The 15,646-nt window shown below is 28.6% G+C and carries 11 protein-coding genes; 9 read left to right on the forward strand and 2 right to left on the reverse strand.

The features are described 5' to 3' along the window. The first annotated feature begins 557 nt into the window (after positions 1-557). The 6 genes from lpdA to ABY863_RS09170 all read left to right on the forward strand — a co-directional run bounded on the left by lpdA (position 558) and on the right by ABY863_RS09170 (position 8,932). Positions 558-1,958 carry a dihydrolipoyl dehydrogenase gene (gene lpdA, locus ABY863_RS09145; protein WP_372794075.1) on the forward strand — a complete coding sequence of 467 codons (1,401 nt, stop codon included), beginning with the start codon at positions 558-560 and terminating at the stop codon, positions 1,956-1,958. Between the two features lie 70 nt (positions 1,959-2,028). Beyond that, positions 2,029-3,327, forward strand: coding sequence for an aminodeoxychorismate synthase component I (gene pabB / locus ABY863_RS09150; RefSeq protein WP_372794056.1), 1,299 nt, complete (start codon positions 2,029-2,031; stop codon positions 3,325-3,327). A 17-nt stretch (positions 3,328-3,344) separates the two neighbouring features. Further along, the gene (gene tilS, locus ABY863_RS09155) at positions 3,345-4,694 is read left to right on the forward strand and encodes a tRNA lysidine(34) synthetase TilS (protein ID WP_372794058.1); all 1,350 of its coding nucleotides are present in this window, start codon (positions 3,345-3,347) and stop codon (positions 4,692-4,694) included. A gap of 106 nt (positions 4,695-4,800) precedes the next feature. Further along, complete coding sequence (locus ABY863_RS09160; RefSeq protein WP_372794060.1) at positions 4,801-7,389, forward strand: phosphoenolpyruvate carboxylase; 2,589 nt, start codon at positions 4,801-4,803, stop codon at positions 7,387-7,389. Between the two features lie 2 nt (positions 7,390-7,391). After that, complete coding sequence (locus tag ABY863_RS09165; protein WP_372794062.1) at positions 7,392-7,907, forward strand: DinB family protein; 516 nt, start codon at positions 7,392-7,394, stop codon at positions 7,905-7,907. A gap of 155 nt (positions 7,908-8,062) precedes the next feature. After that, entirely contained in the window at positions 8,063-8,932 is an 870-nt protein-coding gene (locus ABY863_RS09170; RefSeq protein ID WP_372794064.1) for a cation diffusion facilitator family transporter, read from the forward strand. A gap of 108 nt (positions 8,933-9,040) precedes the next feature. On the opposite strand, the gene ABY863_RS09175 is transcribed toward ABY863_RS09170, so the two are convergent. Beyond that, positions 9,041-10,162, reverse strand: a complete 1,122-nt coding sequence (locus ABY863_RS09175) for a fatty acid desaturase (RefSeq protein WP_372794065.1) — start codon at positions 10,160-10,162, stop codon at positions 9,041-9,043. Between the two features lie 469 nt (positions 10,163-10,631). Here ABY863_RS09175 and ABY863_RS09180 point away from each other — a divergent pair, with 469 nt between their 5' ends. The 3 genes from ABY863_RS09180 to ABY863_RS09190 all read left to right on the forward strand — a co-directional run bounded on the left by ABY863_RS09180 (position 10,632) and on the right by ABY863_RS09190 (position 13,712). Further along, complete coding sequence (locus ABY863_RS09180) at positions 10,632-10,823, forward strand: hypothetical protein (RefSeq protein WP_372794067.1); 192 nt, start codon at positions 10,632-10,634, stop codon at positions 10,821-10,823. Positions 10,824-11,066: 243 nt separating this feature from the next. Then, the gene (locus ABY863_RS09185) at positions 11,067-12,023 is read left to right on the forward strand and encodes a CorA family divalent cation transporter (protein ID WP_372794069.1); all 957 of its coding nucleotides are present in this window, start codon (positions 11,067-11,069) and stop codon (positions 12,021-12,023) included. Between the two features lie 459 nt (positions 12,024-12,482). After that, entirely contained in the window at positions 12,483-13,712 is a 1,230-nt protein-coding gene (locus ABY863_RS09190; protein ID WP_372794071.1) for an RNA methylase, read from the forward strand. Between the two features lie 92 nt (positions 13,713-13,804). Here the strand turns inward: ABY863_RS09190 and ABY863_RS09195 are convergent, their stop codons facing one another. Continuing rightward, the gene (locus tag ABY863_RS09195; protein WP_372794073.1) at positions 13,805-14,860 is read right to left on the reverse strand and encodes a hypothetical protein; all 1,056 of its coding nucleotides are present in this window, start codon (positions 14,858-14,860) and stop codon (positions 13,805-13,807) included. Positions 14,861-15,646: the final 786 nt, after the last annotated feature.

Below are 15,646 nucleotides of genomic sequence, written 5' to 3' on the forward strand. Positions count from 1 at the left end.
AAACAACAACACTAAAAAGGTTATCAGTCTAAAAAAAGTAATTTTTTTCATAATTATTTATTCATTAAATTAAACACCACAGGTCATATTTAAATTCTGTTATTCAATATAAAACCAAAAAAACAAATTACATTTGCTAGTCTAGGCTAAATAAAACTTCAATATTATTTGTAATTGTTTTTACCAAACATTTTGTATCTGATAAAAGTGTGGGGTTAAAAATATTTTTGGACATCTGTGGGGAACATTTATCTCAATTATTAAGCAAATATACTACAGAAAACCTTTAAACGCTTAATTCTTAGCGTTTTTATTCGTACAAATCAACAAATGGAAACAGATTACTTATAAATGGTTTATTATTACTTATAATACAATCATTTTAAATATGATAAATATCAATAAATATGATTTATAAAATTTAAGCTATTGATTTTCAGAACTTAAATACATAAGTAATATCATTATCCCAAGATTTAAACATAAAATAAGTGAATTATTTAATAATAGAGATAGATAAAAATTCTATTTTTGCATTTCAATTTTACTACTTTACTATGAATACGTATGATGTAGCCGTTATAGGCTCAGGACCAGGAGGATATGTTGCCGCAATACGTTGCGCACAATTAGGGTTAAAAACTGCTATTATTGAAAAATACAATACGCTAGGTGGCACTTGCCTTAATGTAGGTTGTATTCCTTCAAAAGCATTGTTAGATTCATCTCATCATTTTTATGATGCAACTAAAAACTTTGCTACTCACGGAATTGAAGTTTCAGGATTGGAAGTGAATTTCAAACAAATGATTGCTCGTAAAAATGAAGTTGTTTCACAAACTTCTGGCGGTATTAATTATTTAATGGATAAAAACAAAATTGACGTCTTTAATGGTTTTGGAAGTTTTATTGATGCTACTCATATTACTATTACTAAAACTGATGGAACTACTGAACAAATTGAAGCTTCAAAAACAATTATTGCAACAGGTTCAAAACCTTCAACGTTACCTTTTATTGAAATAGATAAAAAAAGAATTATTACTTCAACTGAAGCATTAAGTTTAACAGAAATTCCAAAACATTTAATTGTAATTGGTGGTGGAGTTATTGGTTTAGAATTGGGTTCAGTTTATAAAAGATTGGGTGCTGAAGTTTCAGTTATTGAATACATGCCAACTATTACTCCAGGTATGGATAGCATGCTTTCAAAAGAACTTCAAAAAGTATTAAAAAAACAAGGAATTAAGTTTTATACAAGTCATAAAGTAACTTCAGCTGTAAATAAAGGCAACGAAGTTATTGTTACTGCAGAAGATAAAAAAGGAAATCTAGTAGAATTTAAAGGTGATTATACCTTAATTTCTGTGGGAAGAAAACCTTTTACAGAAGGATTAGGATTAGAAACTATTGGTATTAAAGTTACAGAAAGAGGGCAAATAGAAACGAATGATCATTTACAAACAAATGTTTCAAATATTTACGCCATTGGTGATGTTGTAAAAGGTGCAATGTTAGCACACAAAGCAGAAGAAGAAGGAACTATGGTTGCTGAAATAATTGCAGGTCAAAAACCACATATTAATTACAATTTAATTCCAGGAGTTATTTACACTTGGCCTGAAGTTGCTTGTGTTGGTAAAACTGAAGAACAGTTAAAAGAGGAAGGTGTAAATTACAAAACTGGTATTTTTGCGATGCGTGCCTTAGGTAGAGCAAGAGCAAGTATGGATATTGACGGACAAATAAAAGTATTAGCTGATGCTAAAACCGATGAAATTTTAGGAGTTCATATGATTGGCGCCAGAGCTGCTGATATGATTGCCGAAGCTGTGATTGCTATGGAATTTAGAGCTTCATCTGAAGATATTGCACGTTCATCACACGCACATCCAACCTATACTGAAGCTTTTAAAGAAGCTTGTTTGGCTGTTAATGACAGAGCAATTCATAGCTAAAAACTTAAATCAGGTTATTATACAATAAAAAGTCCTTTCTATTTGAAGGGACTTTTCTATTTTTGCACTAATGCAAAGAACTAGTCATAAAATTCAAGTTAGTAATATTTCTGAATTTAAAACACAGCTTTTACAATGGGCACAGCAATTTAAAACTGCTGTTTGGCTAGATAGCAATAATTATCAGCAAAAATATTCAAATTTTGATGCGGTACTTGCTGTTGATGCATTTTCTAAAATTGAAACCAATTACACCAATGCTTTTCAACAATTAAAAGACTACCAATCAACTAATAACGATTATCTTTTTGGCTATTTGGGTTATGATTTAAAGAATGATGTTGAAAAATTAACATCTTCAAATTTTGATAATTTGCATTTTGCTGATTTATTCTTTTTTCAACCTAAAAAAATATTCTTCATAAACCAAAATACTGTTGAAATAAAATATCTTACTGAATTTAAAAGTGAAATTGAAACTGATTTAAAAGAAATAAAATCAGTCAAAAGTCAAAAGTCAAAAAAAGAAGCGCCCATTAAAATAAAACTTCGCATTCATAAAGATGCGTATTATCAAAAATTAGATTCAATATTAAACCACATTCACCGAGGCGATATTTACGAAGCTAACTTTTGTCAGGAATTTTATAGCGAAAATTCAACTATAAATCCTATTGAAACTTATCAGAATTTAAATACTATTTCTAAACCTCCTTTCGCTACTTTTTTAAAACTAAATGATAAATTCTTACTATCAGCTTCACCCGAACGTTATTTAAAAAAAGACGGAGATTCTGTAATTTGTCAACCAATAAAAGGAACAGAAAAAAGAGCAAGTTCTAAAAAAGAAGATTTAAAACTAATTGCTGAATTAGAACAAAACCCAAAAGAACGTGCCGAGAATATTATGATTGTAGATTTGGTTAGGAATGATTTATCACGTTTTGCAATTAAAGGAACGGTAAAAGTTAATGAATTGTGTAAAGTGTATACTTTTGAACAAGTGCATCAATTAATTTCAACCGTTTCATGTAAAGTAAAAAAAGATACACATCCTGTTGATATTCTAAAAAATACATTTCCGATGGGAAGTATGACGGGTGCTCCAAAAATTTCAGCAATGAAAATTATAGAAGAATTAGAAGAAACCAAACGTGGTTTATATTCTGGCGCTGTTGGTTATTTTACACCTAAAGGAGATTTTGATTTTAATGTAATTATACGAAGTATTTTGTACAATGCTTCAAAAAAATATGTTTCATATTCAGTTGGTGGCGCAATTACAGCACAATCAATTCCTGAAAAAGAATATGAAGAATGCTTGCTAAAAGCAAAAGCAATGAAATATGTTTTATTAAACACCAATTAGTTATATTTACCGCAAGTATGAAAGCAGCTTTAAAAGAACATATTCATAAAAACTTATCGTTTTTAAATGATAAAAAATTATTGATAGCTATTTCTGGAGGAATAGATAGCGTAGTTTTAACTCAACTTTTTTATAAATTAAACTTTTCAATCTCATTAGCGCATTGTAACTTTTCTTTACGTGGAAAAGAAAGCAATAAAGATGAACAATTTGTAAAAGATTTAGGTCACAAACTGCAAATTCCAACATTTACAATAAAGTTTGAAACAGATAAATATGCTACTGAAAAAGGAATTTCAACCCAAATGGCAGCTCGTGATTTACGTTATCATTGGTTTGATGAAATTTGTAAAGAAAACAAAATAGATTACATTATAACTGCACATCAAAAAGATGATGTGATTGAAACTTTTTTAATCAATTTAACACGCGGAACAGGTTTAGATGGTTTAACAGGAATTCCTGAAATTAATGGAAATATTGTTCGGCCAATGCTACCTTTTACAAGAAATAACATTTTAGTATATGCAACTAAAAAGAAATTTGAGTGGCGTGAAGATAGCAGCAATTCATCTATAAAATATGTTCGAAATAAAATTCGTATTAAAGTGGTTCCTGTTTTAAAAGAGTTAAACCCTAGCTTATTAGACACTTTTCAAAACACGTTGGAGAACTTAAAAGGAAGTCAGCAAATTATTAAAGACCGCATTGAAAACATAAAACAAAAAGTAATAAGTATTCACAATAACGAATTTCATTTTAATGTTTCAGAATTAAAAAAACTAAGCAATCCTAAAATTTATTTATTTGAACTTTTAAATGAATATGGATTTACAGAATGGGATGATATTACCAATTTATTAGACGCACAAAGTGGAAAACAAGTTTTTAGTAAAACACACCGTTTACTTAAAAATAGAGGAGCTTTAATTTTATCCGATTTAAATGCTGAAATAGCAAAAAATTCTACTTTTCAAATTTCAGAAAACACCTTAGAAATTAAAGAGCCAATTCCATTAAAATTTGAAACTATCACAATTCCCTTTGATACAAAAAACAATCAAAATAAAGTTTTAGAAGCATTAATTTTTGACGATAACAATACTATTTCAATAGATTTTAATAAAATTAAGTTTCCTTTAATTATTAGAAAATGGCAAAAAGGTGATTATTTTTATCCCATTGGTTTAAATGGAAAAAAGAAATTAAGCAAGTATTTTAAAGACGAAAAATTATCACTTCTTGAAAAAGAAAACAGTTGGCTTTTATGTTCAGAAAATGAAATTGTTTGGGTGATTGGAAAACGATTAGACGATCGATTTAAAGTGACTAAATATTCCTCTAAAATTCTAAAAATTCAAAAATAATCGTCAATTATATTATATCATTCTCAAAAACGATTTCGCAAAATTAGCGTTGTAATAAAATTATTTTACTGAAGATTTTGTAAATTTAGAACTTATAATTAAAAATATGCACAAACAACCAAAACTCACAAGGTTTAACGAAAATGTACTGTCTAAATACCAAATTTACAATAGTATTTTCATGACACTTCCGTTTGATACTATTACCAAAACTGGTGTTTTATTGCCTTTGTTTCATGACATTTGTAAAGAAGGATTCTCAAACCGACAAAATCCTTCTGAAATAGTAGAAAATTTTTTCAAAACTTATCAAAAAAACCCTTCTGAAAAAGAAAAAATAAATTTACTGTTTAAATTTATTCAATATATAGAGCGCCAAGTAGTTTTATTTGATGCCATTGAAGATGCTGCATTTCCAATTGTAAATAATATGGATGGTATTGGTACTTTACGAAATAGTAAAGAAATTGCAGATCAAGAAAACAAAAAAGAAGCCTTAAAAAAGCATTTAGAAGATTTTAAAATTCGTGTAGTTTTAACAGCACATCCAACACAATTTTACCCTGGAACGGTTTTAGGAATTATTACAGATTTAACAGAAGCAATACAAAATAACGACCTGCTTTTAATTAATCAGCTACTCGCACAATTAGGTAAAACTCAATTTTTTAAACACGAAAAACCAACCCCTTATGATGAAGCTGTAAGCTTAATTTGGTATTTGGAAAACGTATTTTACCACTCCATTTCTCAAGTTTTCAACTACATACAAAGCAATATTTTTGACAATCAAAAAATTAATAACGACATTATTAATTTAGGATTTTGGCCAGGTGGAGACAGAGATGGAAATCCGTTTGTAACTACTGAAATTACTTTAAATGTTGCTAAACGATTAAAACAAACTATTCTTAGAAATTATTATAGAGATATTAGAAGATTAAAAAGAAAATTAACCTTTAATGGTATTGAGCAATTAATTTCAGAAATAGAAAATATGCTGTTTGAAAACAGTGTAAACCCTCCCGTAAATACACTCATTACTTTAGAAGAATTTAAAGAAAAACTAGAACAAATTAAGGGTGTATTAATTTCAAAACATCAATCTCTATATCTTGAAGATATTGATGATATTATTAATAAAGTACACTTATTTGGCTACCATTTTGCTACGTTAGATATTCGGCAAGATAGTAGAATTCATCAAAATGTTTTTGCAGAAATTGTTACTACATTACAAAAAAAAGGAAGCAACTTATTCCCTGAAAATTATGCAGAACTCTCAGAAAATGAACAACTTAAAATTCTTTCCGAAGTTTCAGACAATATAGACATTTCTATTTTTAAGGATGAGATGGTTACAAAAACCTTAGGCTCTATAAAAGCTATAGAAACCATTCAACAAAACAATGGAGAACGTGGAGCAAACAGATATATCATAAGCAACAATCAAACTGCTATAAATGTGATGGAAACTTTTGCTATGTTTAATTTATGTGGTTTTGAGCACAACATAACTGCCGATATCATTCCTCTTTTTGAAACGGTTGATGATTTAACAAATGCACCAGACATTATGGAAAAATTATACACCAATTCAGCATATCTGAAACATTTAAAAAGTAGAAATAATAAGCAAACTGTAATGCTTGGTTTTTCTGACGGAACTAAAGATGGTGGTTATTTAATGGCCAACTGGTCTATATTTAAAGCAAAAGAATTTTTAACTGAAATTTCAAGAAAACACGGTATTAAAGTCATCTTTTTTGATGGTCGCGGTGGTCCACCAGCACGTGGTGGTGGAAAAACACATCAATTTTATGCTTCATTAGGTCCAACAATTGAAGATGAAGAAATACAATTAACAGTTCAGGGGCAAACGATTAGCTCAAATTTTGGAACCTTAGATTCTTCACAATTTAATATTGAACAATTATTAAGCGCCGGTATTTCAAATGAATTGTTTAGCAATGCTAACCATATAATGACTAAAAATGAAACTGAAGTCATGAATGATTTAGCATTAACAAGCTATGAAGCGTATGTTAATTTTAAAAATCATCCAAAGTTTATGCCTTATTTAGAGCATATGAGCACGTTAAAATATTATGGTAAAACAAATATTGGAAGCCGCCCTTCAAAACGTTCAGAATCAAAAGAATTAAATTTTGCTGATTTAAGAGCCATCCCATTTGTAGGTTCTTGGAGTCAATTAAAACAAAATGTTCCTGGTTTTTACGGTGTTGGAACCGCCTTAAAAAAATATGAAGATGCTGGTGAATTTGAAAAATTGAAACACTTGTATCATCATTCTGATTTCTTTAAAACCTTAATTGGCAATAGTATGATGGCACTTTCAAAATCGTTTTTTGCCTTAACCGAATACATGGCAAAAGATGAAGAATTTGGTGATTTTTGGAAAATCATATACAACGAATATGAAACTTCAAAACGTTTAATTCTTAAACTGTCTGATTATGAAGAATTAATGCAAGGAAACAAAGTAGGAAAAGCTTCTATTACCATTCGTGAAAATATTGTTTTACCATTATTAACCATTCAGCAATTTGCTTTACTTAAAATTCAGGAAATTCAAAAACAAGAAAATCCTGATGCTGATTTATTAAAAGTGTATGAAAAAATGGTTACCAGATCCTTATTTGGAAATATAAATGCAAGTAGAAACTCAGCTTAATTATGAATTCAAATGAATTAAACGAAAATGAATATGCGCCTTTTTATAAAAATTATATTAAGGCTTTAGGTAATGTAAATTTGTTTGAAGTTTTAAATTCTTCATTAGAAGAAATCTTAAAAACACTTAAAAATTTACCCGAAGATAAATTATTGTTTAGATATGATAATGACAAATGGACAATTAAAGAACTGTTGCAACACATTATTGATGCTGAACGAATATTAAGTTATAGGGCACTCCGATTTTCAAGAAATGACCCTAGTGATTTACAAGGTTTTGATGAAGATTGGTATGTGGGAAATTCTAATGGTAATGAGCGTAGTTTTGAGGATATCCTAGAGGAATTTACCTATTTGAGAAAGGCCAGCATATCATTATTTAATAGTTTTACAAGTGAAATGATGCCAATGTTAGGAACCGCAAATGAAAGTATTATGTCTGTTAGAGCATTAGGTTTTATAATTGTTGGTCACCAAATGCATCATTTAAAAATTATTAAAGAAAAGTATCTTTAATAATTTTCACTTATTTTGAGGGAGAAAAAGCAATAGGAAGATTAAATTTTCGAAAAGTCAAACATATAACAAATAGCATTGTAACAACCGAAAATCTTCAATTTTTAATTGACATAAATATGAGTCCTAAACCATTAAGTACAATAAAAAAATCAATGAATAACGAACAAACCGCTATAAAAACTACCTATTTCAGCATTATTAGTAATGCCAGTTTAGCTCTAATAAAAGGATTTGCCGGATTTTTTGGGAATTCATACGCTTTGATTGCTGATGCAATTGAGTCAACAACCGATATCTTTTCTTCACTTTTGGTATTATTTGGGCTTAAATACGCAAAAAAACCAGCGGATGAAAACCATCCATATGGACATGGAAAAATTGAACCATTAATCACGTTTATGGTTGTAGCTTTTCTTGTAACTTCAGCTACAATAATTGCTCATGAAAGTATTCAAAACATTCAGACACCTCATAAAAGCCCCAAGTCTTGGACTTTAATTGTTTTAGCATGTATCATTTTATGGAAAGAAATATCATTCCGAATTGTAATTAGAAAAAGTAAAGAAACGAATAGCTCTTCTTTAAAAGCTGATGCTTGGCATCATAGGAGTGATGCAATCACTTCAGTGATGGCTTTTATTGGGATTTCAATAGCACTTATTTTTGGAAAGGGTTATGAAACAGCTGACGATTGGGCGGCTCTATTAGCTTCATTCTTTATTTTATACAATAGCTACTTAATTTTTAGACCCGCTTTAGGTGAAATTATGGATGAACAGCTTTATGATGACCTATTAATTGAAATTAGAGAAAAATCAATGCAAGTCCAAGGTATTTTAGGAACAGAAAAATGCTTTATCCGAAAAGCAGGAATGAGATATCATATTGACTTACACGCTATAGTTAATGCTAAAATTTCTGTTAAAGAAGGACATAAAGCTGCCCATAACCTTAAAGATTACTTACGTAATGAAATACCTAATTTAGGTCACGTTCTGATTCATATTGAACCGAATGAGTAAAGGCCACTTTCTACAATAGCTAAAACTTAAATAACAGACCTAAGAAAATAATACTCCCATTTAAACTAAATACAAACTGATAAACCTTCAACAAACAATTTACTAAAACTAAACAGATGCCATGTCTGTCAATGTTGCTGGTGGTTTTCTTACATTTCCTAATTCTTTTAACCTGCGGAAGTGGGAAGCGAGTGCACTAAAAACATTAGGCTTCAGGTTATAAGTGAACCCATATTCTTCAGCAGTTGTTTTAATAATAGTTGCAATGGAAGGATAATGTATATGACATATATTTTGAAAAATATGGTGCTCAATTTGAAAATCAAGTCCCCCAATATACCAACTGAATAGGCCATTCTTTCTTCCAAAATCTGAGGTGGTATTCAGTTGATGTACCAACCAATCGTTTTTAATTTGTTGGTTTTCATCAACAAGAAGCTGATTCGTACCTTCTACCACATGTGCCATTTGAAATACAGTACTCATGATCATCCCTGCTGTTACATGCAAGGCAATAAAGCCAATTAATATTTGCCAGAAAGCAAAGTCTGTAAAATATATGGGCAGGCCAATAATAACAGCAAAGTAGATAATCTTAATGGCAATAAGTTTAACCAGTTGAACTATTGGGTTAACATTTTGCTCAATGGTGATGCCTTTTCTGTTATACTCCAACAAAACTCCAATTTCACCAAACAATCTTGCAAATGTCATGAGACCATATAGTGGAAAAGCATAGAAATGCTGATAACGGTGATACTTTTTAAGTGGCCCATATTGGCATAAACGGATAATCTTTAAGTTAGAAATATCAGGGTCATAATTAAAAATATTGGTAAACGTATGATGCTTAATATTATGTTGTATTTTCCAATTAAAGATATTGCTACCTAAAAGAAACATGGTAGACGAAGCAAGATTATTTACCCATTTTTTTGAAGAATAGGCATGATGTACTCCATCATGCATGATTGACATTCCTACACCAGCTTCCCCAATACCCATAATAACAGCTAAAAGCAATGCCATCCAAGAAGATAAAGGTCTAGTGAGCAACAAGATAAAAGGCACTAAATAAATACTTAAAATAACAACCGACTTAAAGTACATGTCAAAGTTACCATAAATAGACTTATTATTCTCCTTGAAATAGGCGCGTACCCGTTTTCTAACCTCAAAGGCAAACTCTCGTTCCTTACTATTTTGCCTTACGAATTTAACACGTTCCATAATATTAGTTTAAATTATACCTATAATTTACTTAAAAACTACGATACTAGAAAATGATTTTGGTCAGTTTTAATAAAAAAGTTGTGCTATTTATAAAGGTTACATCATTCCCTTCATGAAACTAATTACCCCTTATTTCCTAAATATCCAATCACAATATAATGTTATTATAGTACACATTAATATTTTTTGTAATCCTAAATCATCTTATCTCTTGAAACCACCCTATAAATATGTATATCAGTTCCTCAGAAAAGAGTTGTTATTTAGTTGAAAAGATGATGTTAAAGATTAATTTAATTAAGTAGGAATTATAAAATAAAGAAAGGCTAACACCTCATAAAATTTATGCTTACATTTAAACTAAATATAAACCAACAAATGATTTAATACAACCTAAAAATTTCTTATTTTCCAGTCGCACAAATCTTAGAAAATTTATTATCATTCATAAGAAAACAAACTTAAAATGAACAGAAAAACTAAAGTTTATACAGTATTTTTCATAAGTATTCTTCTATTAATATGGAATATTTCTGATTTAGATTTTGACAATTTGAAGAATGGACCTTTCGCAGGAATGGTGTCAAATATTTTTCTAATTTTAGCAATGGCTGTTACTTTTAGTGATTTAAAAAATATGGAGAAAAAGAAAGATTAAAATTGAATTTGAGCAAATTTTATGAGCTGAAAGTTTAATGGATAGATTTTTTTAAAATAATCGAATTGATAAAGTAAACGAAAATTTTAGAAATAAAAATTAAACAAACTGAGAAAAATTCATAAACTTATCAAATCATTTCAGAATTAAATAACATTCCGCTGATTAAAATTGAATCACACTAAATAAAGAAACTCGTAGGCGACAATAAGATACTAAATTTAAAGAATCGAAAAAAATAATATGATAGAATTATATTTAAAGACTAATGAAGTAAAAAAACTAAATTTAATTAGTGAAATTAACTATGAAGCTAAAGACATATTTAATATTCGCATAATTGATTCTACTGAAAAAGTATTAAAAGAAATTTCTAATAAATTTGATATTGATATCTCTATTTTTAATCAAAAAGAAGATATTGAAATAAGTTCTCATTACTTAAAATCACACGACCAATTATCTTTTAACTTTTCAATACCTAATTACAATTTGAATACACTTTTTAGAGAGGAAGAAATTTTTATAATAATAAAAAAGGAGGTGGTTTTTTATTTTTTATCTTCAAATATTGATGAAGACTTTGTAAATCTCACAAAAACAAGATATGATTTTACAAGTATAAATTTTAATTCTCATTTAGAACATTTTGTATTTCAAGTAGGAATAATTTCAGATTATTATGCAGATTTGACAGAGTTCATATCTAAAAAAGTTAAGCAATTTTATGAGAATATTTTAAACTTGAAAGATTTTAGGTCAAATGACTTGGATTTAATAATGATTCTAAATTATAATAACCTCTTAATAAAAGAATCAATAAATAATTTTCAAAGAATCCTGAACTTACTTATCCAAAACAAATTTGAAGAAAAAACAATAACAAATAAAATAAAATTAGAACTTGACGATATTGCAGTAATTTCAGACCATATTCAATTTAATTTTGACAGGCTTGACGATTTGAAAGAAAATATAAATAGTAAAATTGAATTAGAACAAAATAGTATATTTAGAACATTAACAATTATAACTGTTTGTATCTCTTTACCTACACTTATTGCTGGAATATATGGGATGAATTTTAAAAATATTCCAGAATTAGAATGGAGATTTGGGTATCCAACAGCCATTGGGCTGATGATAATAAGTTTCATTATTGCAGTAGCTTATTTTAAAATGAAAAAATGGATTAAATAAATCTACAGAGAAATACTGTTGCCAACACTGCTATAATTTATGCTTACATATTGGACTAATATAAACATTTAACAAACGACTTGTTACAACATAAAAATATACGATTTTCCAGTTGCACAAATCTTATAAAAACTCATCATTTAATTAAACCAATTTTAAAAAGTAAAAATAGGATTATAGCAATTTAGTGCTTTCCAAATGAAAATGGTAGACATTCAAAAATGATGAATGATGTAATTATGGAATCAATTTTCGGGAAATAAATTTTCATTTAACATAAGTCAAATGTGGTCAAAGAAAGCGAAACAAGGAAAAAATTATATTTTAACATTAAGAGAAACTGACAATAGAAATATAAAAATACTAAATTTAAACATCGAAAAAATACAGTTTTAAACTCGCAACTTTTCTAGTCTAACTATTAGCCAACATTTACAACAAACAATTAAATTATAAAACATGAATTCGAATTCCTGGAAAACTTTTATTAATGATTCTAATGAGTTAATTAAACCTGCTGCAGCAAAACAACTAGTTTCAAATAAAGATATCGATGAAATAAAATTATTACTAATAAACGTTTTAATAGGGTTTTTGGCTAAAGAAGACATACATGTTGGTCTAAAAACCTATATCAATAATCAGCTTCGAAATGATTTTATTGAAAAAATGGTGGCCAATCCCCCAAAGTTAGAGTATTCCCTCGAAAATTGGTCTCAACAGATTTTTGGTGACCAAAAGTTTGGTATGATTCTTATAGGTTTGGAGCAATATAGTAATTCCTTTGCCGAAAAAGTTGCCGCTATCGTTCGTCCCTTGTTAGAGATTGCCGGATTGCCGCTTGATGGTTTGTCTTTTCTTTTTTTTATGGGAAACTATGGTTTCACACCTTTTGGCATTCATAAAGAGGCTACTGGAGAGGATGGAATCCTATTTCATTTGGGACCAGAGAATAAACAGTTCTATACCTGGGACAATCCAAAATACAACACCATCGAGCATAATTCAGAAGTTTTTCACAATGTATCTGAAATGCTCACAGAAGGTAAAGCATATGAATTAGAACCTGGTGATGCCATGTTTATTCCGCATTATGTTTATCATATTGGCAATACCCCAAAATTTTCCTTAAGTTTTGTTTTGGATTATATCAATCCTCCGAAAGATCGATTTGAAAACGAGCTCATAAAAGAAACTGCAGAAGAAGAACTGTTAAATCATATTGATTATGAGAAACCACTAAAATTGGATGCAACTCAGTCTGCCTTGAATGATTTGATTGATTTGCAGTCCATTCATAAAAAAATGAAAATTACATTAACTAGAAAAATACTACGTTTAAAAAGTAATGGTGGTATTCGAAGGAAATCAAATAGAACAAGAACCACAATACCTTCAATGGGAATATTTTCGATTAAAGGTAAAAAAATATTTCCAATCTATTTGGATGTACAAGATTCAAAAAAAACCTTAATCTTCGCAAGAGGTCATCGTATAGTTAAAAAAAATCATCCCATGCTGTCACAATTGATTGATCGGTTAAATACGGGTGAATCCATCACGCTTGACATTATAAGACAATTAATGGAGCCGATATGGGATTTAGTAGAAGTTTTTAGTTTTATACAGGAACTATTGAGCATAGAAGCAATCATATTAGATAGTATTAAAAACGAAAACGTTGGCTAACAAATAATACACAACCAAAATTCACTAATTTTACTAGAGCCAAGTGCTTTTAAAAGTTCACTTTTGGCTGACACTAAATGATTAATGTTCATCTAATAATATTCAATTATCCTTTCAATAATTCCTAAAGGTTTATTACCTTGAAAAATTATTGTTTTTGTCCAATTATTATTTTTATCGTATTCATACCTAATTTTATCCTCATTCTTCTGGTTTCCCATAGAAGTACTTTTTATTTTTTCAATAATATTTCCTTTATTATTATATATATAAACGGTTTTAATTTTCACTCCTCCGTAAAAAACTGGTGAATTTATTTTTCCTTCAATTAAATTTCCATTTTTATCATATTTATTATATTCTTCGCTAACTAGAATACCATCTGAATCTCTACTAATTTTTTCTATCATATTATTATTAATATCATATTTCAAGATTGATTTATCACTTAATTTTTTATTTTTAAAAAACTGTTCTTCAATTTTATTTCCCTGATTATCATATTTATAAATTCGTTTTGTACTATAACCTTTATCATCACTCCCTGAATAATTGTAAAGATTCTCTTCAGTCATATTTCCTTTATCATCATAAACGTAAGTATATATATTCTTAAAATCACCATGTGTATAACACTGTTCAATCATATTTCCATTATCATCATATCTATAAGTGAATCTATTAGTGATTTTACTGTCTATACCGCCAGAAAAGTAATCCCCTTCTTCAATTAAATTTCCTTTATTATCATACTTATAGATATGTTTTTTACTTAATTTCCATTCAGCAGTATCTTTATAGAAATATTGGCTCTCTTCAGTTTTATTTCCGTTATCATCATATTTGTATGAGTATTTATCTATACGACCATCCAATTCGTATTTATATGAACTTTTTTCGATTTTGTTTCCTTTTGTATCGAAAAGAAAATATTGACTTGACTCATAATCTATAATAATTTTTCCTTTGTGTATCTCCCCATTTTTTTTAATAACTTCATATGTATTTAGTTTTATGGATTTCACCTTTCCATTTAAGTTCATTTCTTCAATATCATTTTTGGGAGGTGTTTGAGAAAGTGAAAAATTTACAAATAAGAGGGCAGAAAATATTGTAAAAAGTAATTGAATTTTATTTACCGTTTTCATGACCGTACGTTTTAAAGGTCCAATACTAAAATTACAAAATAAAACCGAAATTAAATCAATCTGATTTTCAAAAAATTAGAATCAACAACTAATCTTTATTAATTTCAAAAGAAAAAAATTAAGCACCTCGAGCTGAAAAAAAAATTCTATTTAAAATTTTGATAACAAATCTTGTTCCAAAACATGTTCATTTTGTACTCAAAGATAATCAATTCGTTTAAAGAAGGGTGAATAAAAACACCCATTTAAATCAATCTAAACAAGTGTTTTGCTCACTTTTTTGTTTAGTCGATAAAGCAGAGAAAAGTTCTAGCAGTATAATCCAAGTATTATAAAATTTTAATAGCTCAAATTTGATGGAATAAAAAAAACCATCAACTAATTATAATTAATGGGTTTTGCTTTGTAGAGCTAACAGAAAATAGTTCGAACAGTTTCGTTGAAATTTTGAAGGAATTTTCAATATTTAATTGAGTGAAATAAAAAACCTTCAGCCCTAAACAGTTTGAAGGTTCTACTGGTAGCGCTAACAGAAAATAGTTCTAACAGTTTAATAGAAAATTTGAAGGAATTTGAAATGTTCAATCTGTAAAATAAAAAAACCTCCAACTGTTTAAGTTGAAAGTTCTACTGGTAGCTAAGACTAGACATAAATCAGTAACCTTCGGGTTATGAGTTCAAAGTTGACCAAATTTTCAACCATTTTACTGGGCTCCCGTGCTGTTGATTTTTAAAATCGTATGCAAAAACGTATGCAGTTTTAGCTTTTGATTATACTTAATTATT

Origin of the sequence: Lutibacter sp., from assembly GCF_041562875.1 — a bacterium.
Lineage (GTDB): Bacteria > Bacteroidota > Bacteroidia > Flavobacteriales > Flavobacteriaceae > Lutibacter.